This window comes from Pelagihabitans pacificus (assembly GCF_009371985.2).
GTDB classification, from domain to species: domain Bacteria; phylum Bacteroidota; class Bacteroidia; order Flavobacteriales; family Flavobacteriaceae; genus Pelagihabitans; species Pelagihabitans pacificus.
The window spans coordinates 50,514-71,791 of the sequence record NZ_VIKU02000007.1 but is presented as its reverse complement, the minus strand read 5'-3'; the positions used below and the strand labels follow the sequence as shown (position 1 = coordinate 71,791).

22 protein-coding genes are annotated in these 21,278 nt (G+C 43.7%); 6 read left to right on the top strand and 16 right to left on the bottom strand.

Annotated features, from left to right (window positions below; translation table 11 throughout):
* Window positions 1–495: an RNA polymerase sigma factor gene (locus FK220_RS18250; RefSeq protein WP_152575803.1), complete on the bottom strand. Its 495-nt coding sequence runs from the start codon at window positions 493–495 to the stop codon at window positions 1–3.
* A 146-nt stretch (window positions 496–641) separates the two neighbouring features.
* The gene (locus FK220_RS18245) at window positions 642–2,069 is read right to left on the bottom strand and encodes an amidohydrolase (protein ID WP_152575802.1); all 1,428 of its coding nucleotides are present in this window, start codon (window positions 2,067–2,069) and stop codon (window positions 642–644) included.
* A gap of 94 nt (window positions 2,070–2,163) precedes the next feature.
* Between FK220_RS18245 and FK220_RS18240 the strand changes: the two genes are divergently transcribed.
* Window positions 2,164–3,453 carry an NAD(P)/FAD-dependent oxidoreductase gene (locus FK220_RS18240; protein ID WP_152575801.1) on the top strand — a complete coding sequence of 430 codons (1,290 nt, stop codon included), beginning with the start codon at window positions 2,164–2,166 and terminating at the stop codon, window positions 3,451–3,453.
* A gap of 76 nt (window positions 3,454–3,529) precedes the next feature.
* On the opposite strand, the gene FK220_RS18235 is transcribed toward FK220_RS18240, so the two are convergent.
* Both FK220_RS18235 and xerD read right to left on the bottom strand, forming a co-directional pair.
* Window positions 3,530–5,215 (bottom strand): glycoside hydrolase family 13 protein, encoded by a 1,686-nt coding sequence (locus FK220_RS18235; RefSeq protein ID WP_152575800.1) that lies wholly within the window; start codon window positions 5,213–5,215, stop codon window positions 3,530–3,532.
* A 128-nt stretch (window positions 5,216–5,343) separates the two neighbouring features.
* Window positions 5,344–6,240, bottom strand: a complete 897-nt coding sequence (gene xerD, locus FK220_RS18230; protein ID WP_152575799.1) for a site-specific tyrosine recombinase XerD — start codon at window positions 6,238–6,240, stop codon at window positions 5,344–5,346.
* 131 nt (window positions 6,241–6,371) lie between these two features.
* Between xerD and FK220_RS18225 the strand changes: the two genes are divergently transcribed.
* From FK220_RS18225 to FK220_RS18210, 4 genes are all read left to right on the top strand, one after another.
* Window positions 6,372–6,968: a porin family protein gene (locus FK220_RS18225; RefSeq protein ID WP_166204987.1), complete on the top strand. Its 597-nt coding sequence runs from the start codon at window positions 6,372–6,374 to the stop codon at window positions 6,966–6,968.
* A gap of 56 nt (window positions 6,969–7,024) precedes the next feature.
* Window positions 7,025–7,597: a porin family protein gene (locus tag FK220_RS18220; RefSeq protein WP_152575797.1), complete on the top strand. Its 573-nt coding sequence runs from the start codon at window positions 7,025–7,027 to the stop codon at window positions 7,595–7,597.
* Window positions 7,598–7,817: 220 nt separating this feature from the next.
* On the top strand, window positions 7,818–8,339 hold the full coding sequence (locus FK220_RS18215) for a hypothetical protein (RefSeq protein ID WP_152575796.1): 522 nt from the start codon (window positions 7,818–7,820) through the stop codon (window positions 8,337–8,339).
* A 78-nt stretch (window positions 8,340–8,417) separates the two neighbouring features.
* On the top strand, window positions 8,418–8,831 hold the full coding sequence (locus FK220_RS18210) for a type II 3-dehydroquinate dehydratase (RefSeq protein WP_152575795.1): 414 nt from the start codon (window positions 8,418–8,420) through the stop codon (window positions 8,829–8,831).
* A 223-nt stretch (window positions 8,832–9,054) separates the two neighbouring features.
* Here FK220_RS18210 and FK220_RS18205 read toward each other — a convergent pair whose 3' ends face one another.
* From FK220_RS18205 to FK220_RS18160, 10 genes are all read right to left on the bottom strand, one after another.
* Window positions 9,055–9,351 carry a DUF3817 domain-containing protein gene (locus FK220_RS18205; RefSeq protein ID WP_152575794.1) on the bottom strand — a complete coding sequence of 99 codons (297 nt, stop codon included), beginning with the start codon at window positions 9,349–9,351 and terminating at the stop codon, window positions 9,055–9,057.
* 4 nt (window positions 9,352–9,355) lie between these two features.
* On the bottom strand, window positions 9,356–9,907 hold the full coding sequence (locus FK220_RS18200; RefSeq protein ID WP_152575793.1) for a PepSY-associated TM helix domain-containing protein: 552 nt from the start codon (window positions 9,905–9,907) through the stop codon (window positions 9,356–9,358).
* Window position 9,908: 1 nt separating this feature from the next.
* Window positions 9,909–11,300: a dihydrolipoyl dehydrogenase gene (lpdA, locus tag FK220_RS18195; protein ID WP_152575792.1), complete on the bottom strand. Its 1,392-nt coding sequence runs from the start codon at window positions 11,298–11,300 to the stop codon at window positions 9,909–9,911.
* Between the two features lie 211 nt (window positions 11,301–11,511).
* Entirely contained in the window at window positions 11,512–12,570 is a 1,059-nt protein-coding gene (locus FK220_RS18190; protein ID WP_152575791.1) for a nucleoid-associated protein, read from the bottom strand.
* Window positions 12,571–12,641: 71 nt separating this feature from the next.
* A complete protein-coding gene (locus tag FK220_RS18185) occupies window positions 12,642–13,136 on the bottom strand; it encodes an IS1096 element passenger TnpR family protein (RefSeq protein ID WP_152575790.1) in 495 nt (164 codons plus the stop codon).
* A gap of 26 nt (window positions 13,137–13,162) precedes the next feature.
* A complete protein-coding gene (locus FK220_RS18180; RefSeq protein ID WP_152575789.1) occupies window positions 13,163–14,197 on the bottom strand; it encodes a COX15/CtaA family protein in 1,035 nt (344 codons plus the stop codon).
* 145 nt (window positions 14,198–14,342) lie between these two features.
* Complete coding sequence (locus FK220_RS18175) at window positions 14,343–15,773, bottom strand: CCA tRNA nucleotidyltransferase (RefSeq protein WP_152575788.1); 1,431 nt, start codon at window positions 15,771–15,773, stop codon at window positions 14,343–14,345.
* 145 nt (window positions 15,774–15,918) lie between these two features.
* Window positions 15,919–16,497 (bottom strand): L-threonylcarbamoyladenylate synthase, encoded by a 579-nt coding sequence (locus tag FK220_RS18170; RefSeq protein WP_152575787.1) that lies wholly within the window; start codon window positions 16,495–16,497, stop codon window positions 15,919–15,921.
* A gap of 47 nt (window positions 16,498–16,544) precedes the next feature.
* Window positions 16,545–17,495 carry a glycosyltransferase family 2 protein gene (locus FK220_RS18165; protein ID WP_152575786.1) on the bottom strand — a complete coding sequence of 317 codons (951 nt, stop codon included), beginning with the start codon at window positions 17,493–17,495 and terminating at the stop codon, window positions 16,545–16,547.
* A 3-nt stretch (window positions 17,496–17,498) separates the two neighbouring features.
* Window positions 17,499–18,695 carry a glycosyltransferase family 9 protein gene (locus FK220_RS18160; protein WP_238719104.1) on the bottom strand — a complete coding sequence of 399 codons (1,197 nt, stop codon included), beginning with the start codon at window positions 18,693–18,695 and terminating at the stop codon, window positions 17,499–17,501.
* 14 nt (window positions 18,696–18,709) lie between these two features.
* On the opposite strand from FK220_RS18160, the gene FK220_RS18155 reads away from it, so the two are divergent.
* Window positions 18,710–19,522, top strand: coding sequence for a glycosyltransferase family 2 protein (locus FK220_RS18155; RefSeq protein WP_152575785.1), 813 nt, complete (start codon window positions 18,710–18,712; stop codon window positions 19,520–19,522).
* Here FK220_RS18155 and FK220_RS18150 read toward each other — a convergent pair.
* Both FK220_RS18150 and FK220_RS18145 read right to left on the bottom strand, forming a co-directional pair.
* On the bottom strand, window positions 19,504–20,298 hold the full coding sequence (locus tag FK220_RS18150) for a glycosyltransferase family 2 protein (RefSeq protein WP_152575784.1): 795 nt from the start codon (window positions 20,296–20,298) through the stop codon (window positions 19,504–19,506). The genes FK220_RS18155 and FK220_RS18150 overlap by 19 nt on opposite strands.
* 96 nt (window positions 20,299–20,394) lie before the next feature.
* Entirely contained in the window at window positions 20,395–21,210 is an 816-nt protein-coding gene (locus tag FK220_RS18145) for a 2,3,4,5-tetrahydropyridine-2,6-dicarboxylate N-succinyltransferase (RefSeq protein ID WP_152575783.1), read from the bottom strand.
* Between the last annotated feature and the right edge of the window lie 68 nt (window positions 21,211–21,278).

Sequence of the window (21,278 nt, the reverse complement as noted above, 5' to 3'; positions counted from 1 at the left end):
TTAGGGATTCAGTATGGTTCTTAATTTTGTTTTGATACGGTTCATCTTTACACGGGCATTCACTTCGGTAATACCTAGCGTTTCTGCTATCTCCCCGTAGTTTTTATCCTCTAAATACAAAAAAACCAAGGCCTTGTCGATATCGCCCAGTTGTTTTACCGCCTTGTACATGAGTTTCAGCTGTTGCTCCTGAGTCTCGTCGTATTCGTCGGCCTTAATCTTAAAAATTACCGATTCATAATCTTGTGTCCGTATTCTTTTTTTCGACTTACGGTATAACGTAATTGCTGTGTTCAATGCAACACGGTACATCCAAGTACTGAATTTGCTGTCACCCCTAAACTTTGGATAGGCCTTCCACAATTGAATGGTTATCTCCTGAAACAAATCGTTATGGGAATCCCTATCGTTTGTGTACAGCGAACACACTTTATGAACAATATTTTGATTGTTCTCCAGTTCCGTCACAAATTGATGCTCCAGTTCCTTGTTCACGTATAGGTTGGGTGGGTTGTTACTGATTAGTAGAAGAATATTTCAATTTGTTACAGCGAAATAAAAAATTCCACGTGCCAAACGTACACTTCGAAGTGATATTTTTGGCAGCACTGATCCTGAAGCCGGACGCTTTTAACAAATCACTATTTTCGGTAATCCAAAGCGGGAGCCCTATCGCCTACCAGCGGATTATATTCGAAATCGGCCCCTCTTCGCTCGAGGAACTCTTCTTTGGCCTTGCTTATCAAATCTTTGTTTTGGAAAAGTTCGATAGCGGTCAGGGTCAAGGTCTTTGCAGCGACCATCATGCCTTTCTTTCCTATAGAGGTGCCCCCTGCGGCTACTGCTTGCCAGCTATGGGCAGGTGTTCCAGGCACCCATGTGGCCGTACCAAACCCTACGGTGGGAACTACAAAACTCACATCCCCCACATCCGTTGAACCATAAGCCCTGGCCTCTTCCTTGTAGGGTTGTACCTTTTTTGCCGCCTCGAGGTCTGCGCTTTTCTGTCCCAAACTAACGGCAATCTTATCGGCAAAAGCCCTTTCTTCGGAAGTATACTCGATTCCGCCCACTTTGCTGAGGTTGGCATGGACCAATTTCTGTAAGGTGAGATTTGGCAAAAGCTCGTGTACGCCGTTGACAATCTCATAATCCATGGTGGTTCCAGTGCCCAAGGCCGCCCCTTCGGCAGCTTTTACAATACGGTCGAAAATTGCCTTTACCACATCTCTTCTTTGATGCCTTGCATAGTAGTAGACCTCCGCAAAATCAGGAACCACGTTCGGGGCTTTGCCCCCGTCTGTGATTACATAATGAATACGGGTTTCCTGGGGAATGTGCTCCCGCATCATATTGATCATGGCGTTCATGGCCTCGACCCCGTCTAGCGAGGAGCGACCCTTGTCGGGTGCCCCCGCTGCATGGGCAGAAACCCCATGAAACCGAAACTTTGCCGAAATATTTGCCAGTGCGGCGGCAGCGCTTGCAGCGTTTTGCGAACTCGGATGCCAGTGCAGGGCAACATCAACGTCGTCAAAGAGTCCTTCCCTTGCCATATATACCTTTGCACCGCCCCCTTCTTCCGCGGGAGTGCCGTAAAATCGAATGGTTCCTTTGGTCTTGTTTGCCTCCATCCAATCTTTTACGGCGATGGCCGCTGCCGTTGAGGCTGTTCCGAACAAGTGGTGGCCACAGGCATGGCCGGCCGCCTTCCCGGCGGATTTCTTTTCGGCCACCGCTTCCTGCGACAGTCCGGGGAGCGCGTCATATTCTCCCATGATGGCGATGATCGGTGAGCCGCTGCCGTATTCCGCGGTAAAGGCGGTAGGAATGTTGGCAACACCTTTATTGATGGTAAACCCGGCATCGGCAAGCGTGTTTTGCAAAAGTGCCGAGCTTTGTTCTTCTTGATAGCCCATCTCGGCCAGTTCCCAAATGTTCTGTGCAATGGTGCCGTAGGTTTCGGCATTTTTGTCGAGCTTCTGTAGCACGGCATCCACTTTTTTTTGGGCAACTAGCTGGGACGTCATAAAAGTGAGTAAAAAGGCGAGGAGTATCGTTCGTTTCATTTTGGGTTTGTATTTTAATTAGCGATTAAATATAACGAAAAGGTACCTTTAATTATACCGGGCTTTGTTTAATTTTACACCGTAAAATGGTCCTATGAACATTCCAAGATCAAGCTATCCCCGCATCGTAATCATCGGTGGCGGCTTCGGAGGTATTTCCCTAGCTAAAAAGCTGGCTCATAAAGAGGTACAAGTGGTACTGCTGGATAAGCATAACTACCATACGTTTCAACCACTCCTATATCAGGTTTCTACGGGTGGACTTGAACCCGATTCGATTGCCTATCCGATTCGAAAGGTCTTAAAGGACTACCCCAACTTCTTCTTTCGATTGGCGGAAGTATTTCAGATACATCCGGAAAAGAAATCGGTAGTTACCAACATAGGCACACTTCATTATGATTACTTGGTACTGGCGACCGGATCCGAAACCAACTACTTTGGCAACTCCGAGATTGAAAAAAACGGGATGTCCATGAAATCCATTCCCGAGTCCTTAAACTTACGAAGCCTCATTCTGGAAAACTTTGAACAGGCCCTTTTGACCGATGACCTGCACGAGCGCGATGCACTGATGAATTTCGTTATCGTTGGGGGAGGGCCTACCGGTGTTGAGCTTGCCGGGGCCTTGGCAGAGATAAAAAAGGGGATTCTTCCAAAGGACTATCCCGATCTCGATACCCGCAGGGCACAGATAAACTTAGTACAGTCCAATGGACGTATCCTTAAGGAAATGAGCGAAGAAGCATCAAGCAAGGCAGAAGATTTCCTGGAAAAACTAGGGGTACAGATTTGGAAGAATACCCGGGTGACAGGATACGATGGCAAACTAGCTACTACGGCAACGGAACTCACTTTTGAAACGGCTACCTTGATATGGGCCGCAGGGGTAAAGGGGGCCTTGGTACAAGGTTTGGATGCAAAGGACTTACTTTCCGGCGGTCGCATTCGAGTAAATGAATTCAATCAGGTCGAAGCTTGGCCCAATATATTTGCAATAGGCGATGTTGCATGCTTGGTGAGCGAGAAATATCCAAGAGGGCACCCTATGATGGCCCAACCTGCCATTCAGCAGGGCCGAAGTCTTGGGGAGAATTTAATACGCTTGATAGAAGACAAACCTATGAAACCCTTCAGCTATTGGGACAAAGGGAGTATGGCCACGGTTGGTCGTAACAAAGCGGTCGTTGATCTTCCAAAATTCAAATTTCAAGGGGTATTTGCTTGGTTCGTATGGATGTTCGTGCATCTTTTTTTTCTTATCGGGTTTCGGAACCGGATGGTGGTTTTCGTGAATTGGGTTTACAACTACGTCCGTTTTGATCGTGAAGCAAGATTGATCATAAGGCCTTTCAACAAAGATTACAGTGCCTTTAAAGATTGAATCATCTGAGCCGAAATACTTTTTCGAACAACAACCTTGAATACGTGGAGTTTAAGAAGGCCTTTGATTCATGGGACTAATACAGCCGATAGACACAAGCCTGATAGGGCCGTAGTTCGAAGGTTTTTTTCCAGGCTTTCTCAACAATTTCATCATTCGATAAGAGTAATTCGGCCCGTTCAAAATTGATTTCATCCAAGGTAATCTCCGATTTTGAAGAAGAAAAACCCAATAAAATCAAAAACCGATCTTCTTCCCAAGTGCGGGAGTAGGCATAGATTTCCTCATGAGCCTCTTGAAGCAATTGATATGCACCGTACACCAAGGCCGGGTGGTCTTTCCGAAGTTGTACCAACCTTCTAAAATAATTCAAGACCGACTGGGTATCCCGCTCCTGAACCGCTACGTTGATTCCCCTTGTGTAGTTATTATTGACTTTTAACCATGGGGTCGTGCTGGAAAATCCGGCGTTCTCGCTTTCGTCCCATTGCATAGGGGTCCTTGCATTATCCCGACTCGCCGATTTTTCATTTTCGATGAAAGCGGTCAAATCCCCCCCTTCTTTTTTGACGATCTCATATCGATTCAAGGTGTTGATGTCCTTATAATCGGTTATATCATCAAATTTTATGTTGGTCATCCCAATTTCTTCCCCATATAAAAAATAGGGGGTGCCCCGCATGGTCAACACAAAGGTTTGCAACATCGTGGCAGCGTTGTGCCAGGTCGAGGTGGAATCGTTGCCCCAGCGGCTCACGCTTCGGGGAAAATCATGGTTGTTAAGGTAGATGCTCCCCCATCCTTTTTCTGCAAATGCGGCATCCCACTTGCTATGGATTGCCTTAAACTCGCGCAGTTTCCAAGGCTCTTTCCGCATCAGGAATACCTCGTTTTCTTCCCTGTCAAGGGCCATTAGGTCAAAGTGGAAGAACATGTTCAACTCTTGGCGGTCCCCGTCCACAAAATCCAATGCCCTATCCAGGCCGATACCGGGGGCTTCCCCAACGGTCATTACGTCATAACGACCAAGAACTTCGGTGTGCATTTCATGTAGGTATTGGTGCAATCGAGGCCCGTTTGAATAGTATGAAACGAAATCACCCTTATATTTTTCCGGTAATTCCGGATAATCGGGGTCCTTGGAAATGAACGATATGACATCCATCCGGAAACCATCCACTCCTTTATCGAACCAAAATCTCATAATATCGTGTATTTCCTTTCGCACCCTGGGGTTTTCCCAATTTAGATCGGGTTGCTTCTCCGAAAAATAGTGCAAATAATAGGCGTTGGTGGTTTCATCATATTTCCAGGCACTGCCCTCAACATCGAAATAGCTCCATCTCTTAGGGGGTGTACCTTTTTCCGCGGGCCACCAGTGATAATAATTCCTATAGGGGTTGGTTCTAGACTTCCGGGATTCCTCAAACCATTGATGCTCATCACTGCTGTGATTAACGACCAGGTCCATGACCAATTTGAGGCCGCGTGCCTTCATACCGGCCAACAGATGGTCAAAATCGGCCATCGTGCCGAATTCAGGCATGATGGCGCGGTAATCGGCTATATCATAGCCATTGTCATCGTTGGGGGATGTATAAACCGGGTTCAGCCAAATAATATCGACCCCTAAGCTTTTGATGTAATCAAGCCGCCGAATAATCCCTTGAAGATCTCCCACACCATTGCCGGTCGTATCCTGAAAACTTCTGGGATAGATTTGATACACAATTCCTTCCTTCCACCACTTGCGGTCGTTCATTTGCTTCATTTGGTTGTTATTTCAATGCTAAATATATCAATTACATTCCTAAGAAAATAAGGCCCAACGGCTTTAAACCAACTATAACGATTGCGTTTACCGGTTTTCCGATTTAGACTTGTTACCCTTTATTTTCTGGGGTGGAAGTTGTTTAGCACCTCCGATAGATGGGAGCGGTCTACATGTACATACACCTCGGTGGTGGTGATGCTCTCGTGGCCCAGCATCTGTTGAATAGCACGCAAATCGGCACCATTTTCCAACAAGTGGGTCGCAAAGGAGTGCCGAAAAGTATGTGGACTGATATTTTTGTTCAGGTCAATGGCTTCCGCCAATCGTTTGATGATCGTAAAGACCATGGCACGGGTGAGTTGTTTGCCTCTTCTATTAAGAAATAAAATATCTTCATGGCCCTTGGAAATTTTTATATGAACCCGTACTTCGTTACGGTATAGCTCTATATATTTTTTATTTACCGAACTGATGGGTACGAATCGTTGTTTATCACCTTTTCCCGTTACTTTGATAAAGTCCTCCTCAAAAAATAGGTCCGATATTCGCAGGTTGATCAATTCCGATACCCGTAGGCCGCATCCATAGAGAGTCTCCACCATGGCGCGATTACGTTCCCCATGCGGCTTCGAAAGATCGATCGCTCCAATGAGGGCATTGATTTCTGAGATTGAAAGGGTATCCGGTAGTTTTCGTCCGATTTTGGGAGATTCGATGAGATCCATCGGGTTGTCTTCCCTATAATCTTCAAAGACGATGTAATTGAAAAAACTCCTTAACCCGGAGATAATCCGAGCCTGTGAACTGGCATGTACACTTTTGGCAATTTCGTATATAAACTGCTGCACGGTTTCCTTTCCAATCTGGAGAGGGGTCTCTACTAGCCCGTTTCTTTCAAGGAAGCCGATCAGCTTCTCAACATCCATCGTGTAATTTGAAATCGAGTTATCGGAAAGCCCACGTTCGATTTTGAGGTAGTGCCGATAGTCTAGAAGCGCTTCTTTCCATTTCATGGACCAAAGGTAGTATAAAGCGCGGTTTTCCAAACCATTATACTTTTCGTTGAAATACCTTGAAAGGGCATAAAACGAAGCACAAAGTTTCCTATATTTGAGTAAACATGAAAAACCATAACGCAAACACTATGAAAAAAATACTTGTAGCTTCATTGTTCAGTTTTTTTACCGCCAGTACATTATTTGCTCAAGGAACCTTTAAATTTGGTGTCACCGGGGGCCTTCTCAATTCAAATGCCGATATCGATTTTTCGATTTTCAGCGTAGACCTGCTCAACATCGATGCCGTTAATAAATACGGATTCTACGTAGGTGCCATTGCGGATGTGGGAGTGAGTGATAAATTCCACGTACAACCTGAACTTACCTATGGAAGTGCTGGTGATCTTGCCTATATTTATCTGCCTATTATGGCCAAGTATTATATCATTCCCAAATTATATGCTATGGCCGGACCACAAATAAGTTTCTCTTCAAATCTCGACGATATAAAGGACACTATCCGTGATATCGACGACATAACAGGAGCCAATACGAATCTCGACGATGTCTTGCGCACTACCGGAGTAGACCTTGGTTTTGGCGCTGGCTTCGATATCCTGGAAAATCTATCCGCCCAAGCACGCTACTCGATCGAGCTTACCAACAGATATACGGGCCCCCTGGACAATTCACTAACGATACGGGCCTCGACCTTTAATCTAGGGATTGCTTATTTCTTTTGATTAGAAGATCTAAATGCTCTCTGTAACGTATATTAATCTAAAACAGACCCTATATCATGAGAAAACTACTTTATTTGACGGCATTGGCCTTTCTAGCAATCCAAGGCGTGCAGGCGCAGAATGTGATACAAGGCACCTCTTCCATGGGCTCCGGTGGAGACTTTAGGTTTGGTGCAAAAGCGGCGTTTATGCTTACCGATCTATTAGGGGATGGAATCGTTGACAATACACCCCTTCCCGGATTTCAGGCTGGAGGTGCCATGGAGATACCCATTACCGATGAAATCTATTTTGCACCGGAGGCCCTTTTTTCCTTGCAGGGAGCGGGGGGTATTGCCGACAATCTGCGGTTGTTTTATCTAAATTTTCCCTTGATGGGAAAATATCACATCACAGAGGAGTTTGCAGTCGAGTTTGGACCGCAATTGGGTATCCTGTTAGGCGACAATGTCGATGATTTTGGACTCGAGACCAATGCCCTTGATATTGGAATTGGTGCTGGAGGGGGGTATCGGTTGAATGATAATATTTACTTTCAATTGCGCGTCAATACTGGTTTTATAAAAGTACTGGAGAACGTAAAGGCCTATAATGCAGCACTTCAGGTGGGCGCAATCTACTATTTCTAGGAGATTCTTACAAAACAACAAGTAGCGATATCCATGGGTATCGCTTTTTTTATTTCATAACACGGGGAATCGGCCAATAGCCCCCTGAGTTATAACCTTTTTAGTTGCTTCAAGTACATTACCCGGGGTTGTACCACGATAATCGACCATTTGACAACAAAAATTATCGTACCAGCCGTCAAGATCTTAGTTTAGCTTTAGTATTGAAATTCATTTCCCAATGAAAAAAGTATTTTTATTACTGACCATTTGTTTTTTTGGTTTCAACATGTCGGCCCAGGAGGGATTCAAAATTGGAGCCCATGGTGGAATACCGCTTGGGGAATACAACGATCTGGTCGGCCTGGTGATTGGGGCAGATATCGGATATATGTGGGCTCCCAACAAGACTTTTGATTTAGGTATTAAGACCGGTATCGTTCATGGTTTTCCCGAAACTTTCAGGGACGAGGTAGTTCGTGAAAAATTACCAAGTGTTGATTTTCTTCCAGTCGCACTTTCAATTCGTGTCTGGCCGGGTAAATCGTTTTCGTTCGGAGGTGATGTAGGGCAGGCATTTGGAATCAATGATGATAATGAAGGAGGGTTTTACTATCGTCCCCAAATTGGGTTCCAAGTAGGGCCGGGCTCCGAAATAAACTTCTCATATTCCGCAATTCAAAACGATCCGGATACCTGGTCTACGGTAACGATGGGTTTTGTTTACACCTTTTTATCGAAGCGTACCCTCCGTGGCAGGTAATCTTGCTCCGCAAGACGTCTTCTGTCCAAGAGCATTTTCCTTTTTTTATAATGTGTAACAATTCGTTACTTTTAGCAAATGAAGCTAATCATTATAAACGGACCCAACCTGAACCTTTTGGGAAAACGGGAGCCCGAAGTATATGGCGACCGAACCTTTGCGGACTATTTTTCCCAATTACAGTTCAAGTTCAAGGAAGTGCAGCTCGAATATTTTCAATCCAATATCGAGGGTGAGCTTATCGGAAAACTACAGGAAGTAGGTTTTTCCTATGACGGCATTGTACTCAACGCCGCCGCCTATACCCATACTTCCGTCGGAATCGGCGATGCGGTAAAAGCCATTGAAACCCCCGTGGTCGAGGTGCATATTTCCAATACCTTTAAGAGGGAAGACTTCCGGCATGTCTCCCATATCTCGCCGGGTGCCAAAGGCGTTATTCTGGGATTCGGACTTCAAAGCTATGACCTGGCCATACACAGTTTTCTATAGGAGGCTCGTCTTTTGAACATTTGTTTCAATCGATACAAGTCCTTCGCTTTGCTGATCTCACCCATATTTAAGAACACCACATCGCAAGGCTGCCTCCCAAACCATAGAAAATCCATAAGACGGCATTTAGACGTATTTCTTCCTTGCTATCCGCCCGAAAGACCCCATCAAAATAGCCGTTAATTAATAAAGGCGATGTAATACATTCCCTGTTTTAGGGTATTCAGGCAACTATTTCGGGGGAAACCTTCGAAAGGTATTTTTGATCTACGTAAAACGTAGCGAAGGGAAGAAGAGAGGCAAGGATTAAAATGGCCATGCGTTTAAAACCCCATTTTTTGTTCATGCAGAATAGTATGGCTAAAACCAGATAAATAATAAAAAGTACCCCATGCGCATAGCCGACATATTTGTTGGGTAGCGGAATATCGGCCATGTATTTCAGCGGCATTGTGATGGCAAAAAGTGAAAGATAGGAGATGCCCTCAAGTATCGCGGTGATTCTCAATGCTGCCAACATATGCTTATGGGAATAGTATTAAAAATATAAAAGGAAAAATGAGGCCTGCCAAAGCCAGTTTCCAGCCTCTTTTTTTGAAGCTGTTACTACCTTTGGTGATCATCATGCCGGTGATGGCGATAGTCAACATGGCGACCCCAAAAATATCGGAATACCAAATCCAAAAATTATTCGTCGATTTATGAAGGGTCATCGTGTGTCCTAGAATAGGTACTTTTCGTTTGTATTCCAGTAGGGCGTTGCCGGTTTCAATATCGGCATCCAAGATAATATTGTCTTTATAGAATACCCTTAGCTCCTTGCCCCGTATTCGGTGTCCATCATAGTCGGACGCCAAGTCCCACTCTTCGGAAATCTTTTTGATATATTCCTCGGAATCCAAGGTCTCTATATCCAAAGGCAAATCGAGTTGCACCTCTTTTGTATCATAACTATAATCCATCGGATACCAATCTTGACGGTGGTTTAGAATAATACCCGAAAACGAGAATGCGATAATGAGCCCGATATAGAAATAGGCGATATCCCTATGAAGGTTTCTGTTTGTAAGCTTCATTTTAGAGGTGAATCACTTCATCATAGGCATCTGCCACCGCTTCCATCACTGCTTCGCTCATGGTAGGGTGGGGGTGAACGGCCTTGAGTACTTCATGACCAGTGGTTTCCAGTTTTCGTGCAACCACTGCTTCCGCAATCATATCGGTGACACCGACACCGATCATATGGCATCCCAACCATTCGCCGTATTTCGCATCGAAGATTACCTTTACAAAACCATCGGAAGCACCTGCCGCTTTTGCTTTTCCACTAGCGGAAAACGGAAATTTGCCCACTTTGATTTCATATCCTTGTTCCTTGGCCTGCTTTTCAGTTAGTCCGACCGAGGCTACTTCGGGCATGCAGTAGGTACATCCAGGGATGTTTCCGTAATCCAATGGTTCAACATGCATCCCGGCAATTTTTTCGACACACAGGATTCCTTCAGCGGAAGCTACATGCGCCAAAGCCTGACCGGGAGTAACATCCCCGATGGCATAATATCCCGGTATGTTGGTTTGGTAGTAGTCATTGACCATGATTTTGTCCCTATCGGTGGCAATACCTACCTCTTCCAACCCGATGTTCTCTATATTCGATTTAATACCCACGGCTGAGAGTACTACATCCGCCTCCAAGGTCTCTTCCCCCTTATTTGTTTTTACGAACACTTTGACGCCCTCTCCCGAGGTATCTACCTTGGTGACCTCGGAGGAGGTCATGATCTTGATGCCCGATTTTTTAAAGCTTCGTTCCAATTGTTTGGAAACATCCTCGTCTTCGACCGGGACGATATTGGGTAGAAACTCCACCACGGTGACCTCTGTTCCCATGGCGTTGTAGAAGTAGGCAAATTCGATTCCAATCGCACCGCTGCCTACGACCACCATTTTTTTGGGTTGGTTTTCCAAGGTCATGGCCTTGCGGTACCCAATAATTTTTTGTCCGTCTTGCGGAAGACTTGGCAATTCACGGCTTCGGGCTCCCGTTGCGATGATGATGTGGGAAGCGCTGTATTCGGTTTCCTTTCCATCTTCTGCCTTCACCGACACCTTTTTTCCTGGTTTTAGGGTACCATAGCCATTGATAACTTCAATCTTGTTCTTCTTCATTAAAAACTGTACCCCTTTGCTCATGCCATCGGCAACCGAACGACTTCGTTTGATTACTGAATCAAAGTCTTTGTCGACACCTTCGGCCTTTAGTCCATAGTCCGATGCATGTTTGAGGTATTCGAATACCTGAGCAGATTTCAATAGGGCTTTGGTGGGAATACAACCCCAGTTAAGACAAACGCCGCCAAGACTTTCTTTCTCGACTATAGCGGTTTTGAACCCTAATTGTGAAGCCCGTATCGCAGTAACGTACCCGCCCGGTCCGCTGCCCAAAACAATAACATCGAAATTGCCCATATCTAAAATTTTTGAGATTAAATTGAAGTTGCCAAAAGCAGGTGCAAAAGTACGGAAATCAAATTCCAAAAACCAACTCTACAAATTCCAAATATAAAATCCCAAAATCCAATACAGGATAGTTGGGATTTGTACTTGACATTTTCAGAATTCTTTATTCGATGATCGGGATTAAAATGTTCCAGGCTTGCCCCGAGGTCGTTTACTTCGATTAACTTTTTTCCTCTTTGTTGAAGTATACTAGATAATAGTACATCTGGCGTTCCTCGTCCCAACCTTTTTCTACGAATTTTTGCGCCGATTCCGGATTGATGAAGTCCATCTTTATTTGAATATTGGTATCCAGATTAATGACGTTCTTGATTTTTTTTCGAGCATCGGATACGGCCTTGTTGGCAATGTCAAAGTTCGACACGTCCTCAATACTGTATTTGGGCCCCTTTTCCACTTTGTAGTGTTTGAATTCGGGAATCAATTCAGGATTTTCGATGACCTCGTTTAAAAAATTACTTTCTTCAAAAGCATCGTTTTTTGCGAAATGGTTCACTGCCCGGTTCATGAACAATACCTCTTGCTGTTTATCTTCTGCCGGCAATACCACATCCTTGGCAAAGTTTTGACAAAATTTAAGGTAGTTCTTGGTATAAAAGTTTTCATCTGCCAACACGTCGACCCCTAGAAAATCTTCTAACCAATATTTGGTGTCATATCGGTTGCCGTCCACGGAAAGCACTTTGTAACCGTTTTCTTTGTCTACATTAAAAATAAGGCATCCCTTATCGAGTTTGTTTACGTTGACACCCTGCTGTATCACAATATCGAGATTGCTCCCTTTTTCCTCGAACTGAAGAAAATCATTTTTCACTTCGCTTTTAAAAATACCGATGGCATCTACTTTTACATTATCCAAGAGCACATTGCTTAGATAGGTGATGTATACTTCGCCACTTTTGATATGGGGGTGATTTGATTGCTCGAACAAATGGGTCGCTACCTTTTTGGAATTGTTATGCATGCTAGCCGGGTCGTTGAAAATTTCGGAGGCTATCTTGTATAAGGTATTGAACTCTAGATCTACTTCATTGGATAGTTTAAAATAGTTTTCCTCTTTTTCCCGAAAGGGTTTGAAAAAATATTCCTTGAGTAGTCCTGTTGTCTCGTCGTTCAAGGCAAATGGCTGTTGGGATAGGAAAACACCCTCATTTTTATTTTTGTTGCCCACACGGTGCAGTGAAATGGTTTCAATTTGGGTCGGGTACAAATTAATCATTGAATTCGTTTATTTTAAGAATTTTACATTAGGGCCTCTATGTAGGATGACTTTGAAGCTAATTGTCGTCATCAATTCCAATTTTCATCGAAATCGAGATCATCATAATTTTCGAAAGTATCATCAAAATCAAAGGTGGGGTCGGCCTCGAACCTTTTCTCGGGAGGTGAATCGGGTAATTCCCCAAAACTAAAAAGCAGGTTGGGATAAGCACGGCCATCTTCCTTTTCAACGATGTCGGCCAATTCTACGAAAAAGGTCCACATGCTCAGGAAGTCGTACACATAAATCAGTTTGGGATTCTGTTCGGTAACAACATCCTCCAACAAAGTTTCGCTCATCAGCCTCGCTTGGCCGCCTCCTTCACTCATGTCGAAAAGGGCTATTTCCTCTTCTTGGTTCCATTGTTCATCACAGGTATAGAAAGAAGCCATCTCGTTGCCCAAGAAGCCAAAGGCCTGGGAGATAGCGTTGTGTAGTTCTTCCAAAGTGCTATCGGCCGTGATTTCGATGTCCCTAAAGATATCTTCCTCGGCATCCAAGATAATCCTGATTTTGTAGATCATTGCCCCAAATTAAGGTGAAGGCAAAGTTACGAAGTTTTAGGACTTTTCTTGACATTTAGCACTTCCAAAACCAAATAAAACTGTGTACCAAAGAGTAGTGAGGCCAGTATTAAGTGGATAGGCTGTGTGGCGAAGGGAAAATCCAAATAGTACATGAGCATGCCGCTGACCACTTCTAAAAAGATAATCGCCAATATCCAGTTTATTTTAGAGTATCCCAAACCTTTGCGGTAAATTCTAACCCCGAGGTATATATTCAGTAGCACTACTAGGATGGAATACGAACGATGGATGTAAAATGATATGGAGGGATTTTGCAACCATAGATTTTTGGCAGTATCACCTACCATATCGATTTGGTGGTCTACGAACTGACGTACTTGGGTACCCAGAATTATTTGCGTCAAGGTAATGATTGCCGCGAGCACGACAAAAACGACCAGTGGCTTGTCGTATTTAAAGGTTGCGCTGCGATCCTTGGTTCGATAAATGAGGTAAAGTAACATGGCAACAATAATCAATGCCATGACCATGTGAATGGTGATTTTTACCGGTTCCAAGACCGAGTACACGACCGTAGCACCCAACCAAGCTTGAAAACCCATTGCCAAAACCGTCAATACGGATACAATCGTTACCACTTTCTTTTTCCTCCAAAAACGAAATGAGGCAATGGCCATAATTAAGGTTGCCAAACCGGCCAAGGCACCCAATAGCCGGTTGATGAACTCGATCCACGTATGCCATGGATTGAATAGCGCATATTCATGTTTGGTATATGGTTCCCAGTTGGCTTCTGAATAGGTGGAGCCTGTATTAAAATCTTCCTTCGCTACCTGAAGCGACTCATCAACGATGATAACTTGCCCTTTTTTATACGCCTTCCCGGATTGCCACTGTAATTCGATAGCCTCGGTTGGCGGAATGTAATACCCAAAGCATTTGGGCCAGTCGGGACAGCCCATACCGCTGCCTGTCATGCGAACAATTGCTCCCGCGGCGATGACCAAGTAAACCAAGACTAGTGATACTTTTGCAGTTTTCCGGAAGTTGAGGTGCATAGCGGTGGGTTCAATTTTTTTGCAAAATTACCATATCTTTTTCTTTAGTACTTCAAGTTTGGATAAAATAGAGAGGCCATCCGAAACGGGTCACTTTTATAGCAAAAAAGAAATGCGCTACTTCATCTTGCGTTGAAAAACGCTCCTATCCCGCAGCTATGGAAAGGCCCAGCTCAATTCCTTTTTTTAGCATGTACTCTTTAGCGGCATCATACTCATTGGGAATTTCCCCTTCCAAAATAGCTTCTTTAATCGCATCTTTGATAACCCCGATTTCTTTGGAAGGCCTTAGATCAAAGGTTCTCATAATCTCTTCGCCGCTTATCGGAGGTTGAAAATTGCGAATGTGGTCACGCTCTTCTACCTCTATGATTTTTTGCCGTACTTTTTTAAAGTTGTTTTTGTATTTGCGTTGTTTTTTCGGGTTTTTGGTTGTGATATCGGCCTCACAAAGGGTCATCAAGTCATCGACATAGTCTCCTGCGTCGTACACCAAACGCCGTACAGCCGAATCGGTGACATAGTCTTCCGATAATACAATGGGTCGGGAGCTCATCAATACCATTTTTTGAACAAATCTCATTTTGTCGTTCAAGGGCATCCTGAGACGTTTAAAGAGTTTATATACCATTTTGGAGCCAACGAACTCGTGCCCGTGAAAGGTCCACCCGATTTTTTTATGGAATTTTTTGGTAGGGGCTTTTCCAATATCGTGCAGTAAGGCCGCCCATCGCAACCAAATGTCGTCGGTTTTCCCACTAATGTTGTCGACCACCTCCAAGGTATGCCAAAAATTATCTTTGTGACGTTGACCCTCTATTTCCTCGATACCTTCCAAGGCCGTGAGTTCAGGCAAAATATTGGATAAAAGCCCCGTTTTATGCAATAATGAGAAACCAATTGAGGGTTTTTGGCTGGCCAGTATTTTATGTAATTCGTCTACAATGCGTTCCTTGGAGACGATATTGATACGTTCCTTATTTGCAGTAATGGACTGTAACGACCTTATCTGAATAGTGAACCGCAACTGTGTCGCAAATCGAATCGCCCGCATCATTCGCAGCGGGTCATCGGAATAAGTGATGTCGGGATCAAGGGGCGTACGAATTAGTTTTCTTTCGAGGTCACCTAAGCCATCGAAGGGATCGAGTAGGTTTCCAAAGTTCTTTTCCTGTAAAGATAGCGCTAAGGCGTTAATGGTAAAGTCCCTTCTTTTTTGATCATCTTCAAGGGTGCCGTCTTCTACAACCGGTTTTCTACTGCTGCGGTCATAACTTTCCTTTCGGGCACCCACAAACTCGAGTTCCAGATCTCCGTGTTTGATCATGGCCGTCCCGAAATTCTTAAAGACCGATACGTGGGGATTCCCCTTTAATTTGGATGCCACCCTTTTGGCAAGGGCGATACCACTGCCCACTGCTACAATATCGATGTCTTTGGGCATTCCCCTTTTTAAGAGGTAATCGCGAACAAACCCCCCGATTACGTAACTATCGACACCCAATTCGTGGGCGGACGCCTGGACAATTTCAAAGACCGGACTTTTTAAGGCTTGTTTGTAGTTTTTTATCGACATATCGGCTGTGGAATTGCCCTCGGTTTTATGTATCCGTGTCTTTCTTTGCTACTTTATTTTTGCAGACACAAGGTGACCATTCTGTTCCTCTTTCTGGCTTGTCAGGAGGAAAAAGGGAGGATAAGTGATTTTATTTTTGATATGGTCACTCCCTAATTATTTTTACAGTGCTGTCATTGCCTAATTTAATGATAGACGAGGGTGTTCCGGTTTTCTGGTTGCGGTTCAAATTTACCACATAGTCGGCACCTTTTAAAATCGCTTCATCGATTTCTTGAAAATCCAGGGGAGTTGGTCGCCCTGAAATGTTCGCATCGGTAGCTACCAAAGGCTTTCCGAATTTATTGATGAGATACCGGCAAAACTTGTCGGATGCAACCCGTATGGCCAGCGTATTATCCGGGGGGATTAGATTTTTGGCCACACCCTTCGGTTTGTCATAAATAATAGTTACGGGCTTTTCGCTTAGGTCAATGATATCGTAGGCTATCTCAGGAACTTTTTCCAAATACTTTTCGAGCATAAAGTCATTCGCCACCAGGCAACTGAGTGTTTTGGTGTCTTCCTTTTTTTTTAGTTGGTAGATTCTCTCCACTGCATCCTCGTTGGTCGCATCGCAACCGATGCCCCAAATCGTATCGGTAGGGTAAACTATGAGGCCCCCTTTTTCCAGAACTTGGATTGCCTTGTTGATTTCCCCGGAAAGGTTTTCTTTTGTTTGCATACCATTTATAACGATAAAATACATTCTCCCCGAATCACTTCATCACATCAGTCACGGATTTGCTGTTTTTGTTTCAAGGATTTTCCGAGGGGTAGTCCAATTAGGATACGGTGAAAAAGCGGGGCGTATTTGGGTTTTATCAAAGTGGTAAGTCCGTACCGAAAGACAAAGAACAGTCGAAGCAATTGGTAGTGTAGATATCCGTAGTTTTTCCGTATCACGTAGAACATCGAGGTCTTCAATTCGATTTTTGTGGCGATAGGTATTCCGGTTTTATCGATACTCTTTCCTTGATAATGCAGGTAGGATGGCGTGGGTAAAAAATAGGTGTACCTGCCATTTTTCCTTAGTCTATGGCAAATATCACTTTCTTCGAAATAGAGGAATATGTTGGTGTCGAAGCCGCCTACGGCATTAAAGTCCGAAGCACGAAAAAACATAAAACTTCCATTTACGTAATCTACGGCAATGGGATTTGTATAGGTCTTTCTTCTATCGGGTTTGGAAAGCAGGGATTCAATCGCCTTTTTTCCGAAAACCTCCCGGGCAAAAGAGGTGAAATGGTCAAAACTAACCTCTTTTTTATGATACTCATTGTAAATTTGGGCACCACAAACAGCCGCATCCTCCGTCTTTTCCATGAAATCATGACAGTAGCTGACTGCATCATTCATCAAGAGGGTATCATTATTCAAAAAAAGATAGTATTCGGCATTGGCTTGCTGTACCCCATACATGTTTCCACCACCAAAACCAGTATTGATCCTGCTTCGATGAAGGATGACTTTTTCGCTATTTAACTTAAAGATAAAATTTTGAAGAAATGTAAAATCTTTTTCCTCTGATGCATTATCGACTATGATAATCTGTAGGGATAAGGGGCTTTTGCTTTTTTCCAATACCCTTTCTATGCATTGAATGGTATACTCCGATGAGTTGTAGTTGACAATGATGATGGCAACATCGTATCGGTGCTTTTTCGTTGGAGTTTTGTTCATACCTTATTCTTTACAATATGTATCGAGAAAATCGACCAGATTTATTTTGAAAAGATCGGGTTCAAAGGCTTGATATAATGTTGCTATGTTTTCTTTGATGTCCTTCTTGTTAAGACCTGTAAAAAGTTCCGGGCGGTAGTCTTTGAGATGCTCCCCATGATGTTCTTTTCCAGTTTCGTTATGCCATGCTCCCTTTATAATGAACGGGCTAAAAATACAGAAGGTGGGTACATTCAACGCTTTCGCCATGTTTACGGCTCCGCCTTCGTTTCCAATCAAAGCGTTGCATTGCGACAACAAAACAATAAAATCCCTGAGGGATGGAGCATAAAAATCAAAAGCAACTTTTTCTCGGGTGGTTGGCTTGCATTTGTCAAAAATAGTCCTCGCTTCTTTTTCCTGACTGGGAATATAATTAAAAAGTAACCTTACTCGGGTGTTATCCGCGATGGTGTCTATGACCTTGGCCATGTATTCGGCCGGATAGGTTTTTAAATTACTACTTCCTAGGATACTGATCATCACTATCTTTTGTCCTCGGTACGTGCGAACCCTATCTATTTTAGTGGAAGCCGAATCGACTTCGCTCTGTGAAAGATAGATTTTCGGACGCGTCTGGAATTGATTTTTATGCCCCAATAACGGATTCAATAGCTGCAATCGATTCTCTACGGCCAGTGGTAGGCTCTTGTTTGGATGAAGATTTTCTTCCACAGTATCCGTGTAGAGCCATTGGGTATACCATTTATGATGTGAAATCTTGTACTTGGCCCCTGAAAAATAAGTCATCAGGTTGCTTTCCAATTTCCCGTATGCATCGATAACAGCGTCATACCTTTCCTTTTTTATCTTTTTTAAGAAACGGTATAAGGCCCTTTTATTGGTACGATGCTCATTTTTGAAGGTGATTATTTTATCAATATCAGGGTTGTTTTGAAGTACCGGCAAGGTACTCTCATTCGCTATAAAATGAATCTCGCCGTCGGGATATAAATGTCTTAGGTTTTCACAGATAATGGTACTGGTCAGAACATCGCCAATCATTTTTTGTTGTATTACCAGGAACTTCATAGGGATCTCCGAACTACCATTGTCGAGGGTAAAGATAGCTAATTTACCACATCGGAAAATGGCAGGTGTTTTTAAGTTTTTAATTAGTTTGGCGATCGTCTTCAAAAAACTACATTTGTAAAAAACCATCACAATCCAATTTAATGAGCACTGTCAGTGTCATCGTTAGTACCTATAATAAGCCCGAATGGTTAGAGAAGGTTTTATGGGGGTTTCACTACCAGACCTATAAAGATTTTGAGGTTGTAGTGGCAGATGATGGTTCTACCTATGAAACCAAGGAACTTATCTATCGGCTACGAAATGAATTGTCTTTCCAGATCAAACATGTGTGGCAGGAAGACGATGGTTTTCAAAAGTGTAGAATCCTCAATAAGGCTATTTTGGAATGTAGGGCGGAGTACATTATTATGACTGATGGGGATTGTATTCCAAGGGAGGATTTTGTGCAGGTACATTACATCAACAAGGAACCCGGGTATTTCATTTCCGGTGGCTATTATATGCTGCCTATGAATATCTCGCTTGCCATTACCAAGGAGGATATTAGAAAACAAAACTGTTTTAACATTCAATGGTTAAAGGAGATGGGCATTCCTAAAACGTTTAAAAACAATAAGCTTACCGCTAGAGGATTCATTTCCAAATTTTTCAACGCCGTAACCCCTACAAATGCAAGTTGGAACGGGCACAACTCATCGGGTTGGAAAAAAGACATCCTAAACGTCAACGGATTCGATGAGCGTATGCAATATGGTGGGGAAGATAGGGAATTTGGGGAACGACTATTAAATTATGGAGTAAAGTCAAAGCAATTGCGCTATAGCGCAGTATGTGTGCATTTAGACCATGAGCGGGGCTACAAGACCCCGGAGGCCATTGCTAAGAATCAGGTAATCCGTAAGGAAGTTAGGCAAAAGAAAAGTGTCTGGACCTATTATGGCATCAGCAGGTAATAGGCAAGCTCGTTCTTTTTCTCCAATTTCTTTAGTTCCCTGAAACGCTCCAAATCGGAAAGGGCATTGAGATAGGAAATGATGATTCCCTTCCTGCCATCGAGAAAACCGAGCCTGATAACGTAGTGATTAAAGAATTTCCAAAGGGGCTTGACGACGTAGGAAATATAGTTGAATTGTTTTTCCCTGTAAAAAGATTCCTTGGCCTTTAGTCTACCATAACGAAGCATCTTGCCCTTATAGTCCTCGTAATTCTTGTAACAATAATGGGTCAATTTCTCCTTAAGGATACCAGATTTCCCATCCACATCAAGGGTTTCATGTACGATTTTCTTATCGGAGAATTGTGCCTTGCTTTTTCTGAAAAGCCGGTAATTCTTATCGGTTTGCCATCCGCTAAAGTGCAACGGACTGTTTTGGAACATAAACCTTCGATAGAACCAGTAAGCCGCAATATCGGTATCACTGTTTACGGTAGCTATAATTTCGTTTTTTAAATCTTCCGACACCACTTCATCCGCATCCAAAAACAATACCCAGTCGTTTTGCGCCTGCTTTAGGGCATAGGCTTTTTGTAAGGTAAAATTCGAGAAAGGATGTTGAATGACCCTTACCTTGGGATGGTTTTTTAGGTATTCATAGGTGCCGTCGGTACTGTAGGAATCCACTACGATAATTTCATCGGCGAAGGTGACCGATTCAACACATTTTTCGATATATCCAATCTCATTGTAGGAGATAATCAATGCCGATATTTTCTCTTTTTGGTTGTTCATGACGCTGCTAATAAGTAGGTGTCTCGGTTTGGTAACAAAATTATAACAGAAAAAACGGAAAAAAAGTATGTTTCATTATAAAATTCCTACAAAAAACTAAACGGCTACATCATATTCCCTTAGCGCATCGTTCAAAGAAGTCTTTTTATTGGTGCTCTCTTTTCGGGTGCCAATTATCAAAGCGCAAGGCACTTGATATTCCCCGGCAGGGAATTGCTTGGTGTAGCTCCCTGGTATAACAACCGAGCGGGCGGGGACCCTACCTTTTAATTCTATAGGATCTTCTCCTGTAACGTCGATTATTTTGGTCGATGCCGTCAATACCACATTGGCCCCAAGAACTGCCTCTTGTTCAACTCGAACCCCTTCGACTACAATACATCTTGAGCCGATAAAGGCATTGTCCTCAATGATGACGGGTGCGGCCTGTAATGGCTCCAATACGCCGCCGATTCCGACCCCCCCACTTAAATGGACGTTTTTGCCTATTTGGGCACAGCTACCGACGGTTGCCCAGGTATCAACCATGGTTCCCTCGTCTACATAGGCACCGATATTTACATAGCTGGGCATCAAAATGGTACCGGAAGCAATGAAGGCCCCGTGCCTTGCCACGGCGTGCGGTACCACGCGGATTCCTTTTTCCGCATAGCCTCGTTTCAACGGTATTTTGTCGTGGTATTCGAAGATTCCCGTTTCCAAAGTTTCCATTTTTTGTATCGGAAAGTAGAGCACTACGCCCTTTTTGACCCATTCGTTAATTTGCCAGCCGTGTTCGGTCGGTTCTGCACAACGCAATTTACCGACATCCAATAGGCCAATCACCTTGCGGATGGCTGCCTGTGTGGTCGATTCCTTTAAAAGCTCCCGGTTTTCCCAGGCATTTTCTATGATTGTTCTTGTTTCGGTCATGCTTGCGCGTAAAATTTCTGCAAATATAGGAGGTGATGAATGAATTCGGCTTTCAATTTTATACTTAT

Excerpts from the sequence above, each read along its gene's own strand:
- FK220_RS18245 (WP_152575802.1), bottom strand. The coding sequence starts at position 2,069 with ATGAAACGAACGATACTCCTCGCCTTTTTACTCACTTTTATGACGTCC.
- FK220_RS18240 (WP_152575801.1), top strand. The coding sequence starts at position 2,164 with ATGAACATTCCAAGATCAAGCTATCCCCGCATCGTAATCATCGGTGGC.
- FK220_RS18235 (WP_152575800.1), bottom strand. The coding sequence starts at position 5,215 with ATGAACGACCGCAAGTGGTGGAAGGAAGGAATTGTGTATCAAATCTAT.
- xerD (WP_152575799.1), bottom strand. The coding sequence starts at position 6,240 with ATGAAATGGAAAGAAGCGCTTCTAGACTATCGGCACTACCTCAAAATC.
- FK220_RS18225 (WP_166204987.1), top strand. The coding sequence starts at position 6,372 with ATGAAAAAAATACTTGTAGCTTCATTGTTCAGTTTTTTTACCGCCAGT.
- FK220_RS18220 (WP_152575797.1), top strand. The coding sequence starts at position 7,025 with ATGAGAAAACTACTTTATTTGACGGCATTGGCCTTTCTAGCAATCCAA.
- FK220_RS18215 (WP_152575796.1), top strand. The coding sequence starts at position 7,818 with ATGAAAAAAGTATTTTTATTACTGACCATTTGTTTTTTTGGTTTCAAC.
- FK220_RS18210 (WP_152575795.1), top strand. The coding sequence starts at position 8,418 with ATGAAGCTAATCATTATAAACGGACCCAACCTGAACCTTTTGGGAAAA.
- FK220_RS18205 (WP_152575794.1), bottom strand. The coding sequence starts at position 9,351 with ATGTTGGCAGCATTGAGAATCACCGCGATACTTGAGGGCATCTCCTAT.
- FK220_RS18200 (WP_152575793.1), bottom strand. The coding sequence starts at position 9,907 with ATGAAGCTTACAAACAGAAACCTTCATAGGGATATCGCCTATTTCTAT.
- lpdA (WP_152575792.1), bottom strand. The coding sequence starts at position 11,300 with ATGGGCAATTTCGATGTTATTGTTTTGGGCAGCGGACCGGGCGGGTAC.
- FK220_RS18190 (WP_152575791.1), bottom strand. The coding sequence starts at position 12,570 with ATGATTAATTTGTACCCGACCCAAATTGAAACCATTTCACTGCACCGT.
- FK220_RS18185 (WP_152575790.1), bottom strand. The coding sequence starts at position 13,136 with ATGATCTACAAAATCAGGATTATCTTGGATGCCGAGGAAGATATCTTT.
- FK220_RS18180 (WP_152575789.1), bottom strand. The coding sequence starts at position 14,197 with ATGCACCTCAACTTCCGGAAAACTGCAAAAGTATCACTAGTCTTGGTT.
- FK220_RS18175 (WP_152575788.1), bottom strand. The coding sequence starts at position 15,773 with ATGTCGATAAAAAACTACAAACAAGCCTTAAAAAGTCCGGTCTTTGAA.
- FK220_RS18170 (WP_152575787.1), bottom strand. The coding sequence starts at position 16,497 with ATGCAAACAAAAGAAAACCTTTCCGGGGAAATCAACAAGGCAATCCAA.
- FK220_RS18165 (WP_152575786.1), bottom strand. The coding sequence starts at position 17,495 with ATGAACAAAACTCCAACGAAAAAGCACCGATACGATGTTGCCATCATC.
- FK220_RS18160 (WP_238719104.1), bottom strand. The coding sequence starts at position 18,695 with ATGGTTTTTTACAAATGTAGTTTTTTGAAGACGATCGCCAAACTAATT.
- FK220_RS18155 (WP_152575785.1), top strand. The coding sequence starts at position 18,710 with ATGAGCACTGTCAGTGTCATCGTTAGTACCTATAATAAGCCCGAATGG.
- FK220_RS18150 (WP_152575784.1), bottom strand. The coding sequence starts at position 20,298 with ATGAACAACCAAAAAGAGAAAATATCGGCATTGATTATCTCCTACAAT.
- FK220_RS18145 (WP_152575783.1), bottom strand. The coding sequence starts at position 21,210 with ATGACCGAAACAAGAACAATCATAGAAAATGCCTGGGAAAACCGGGAG.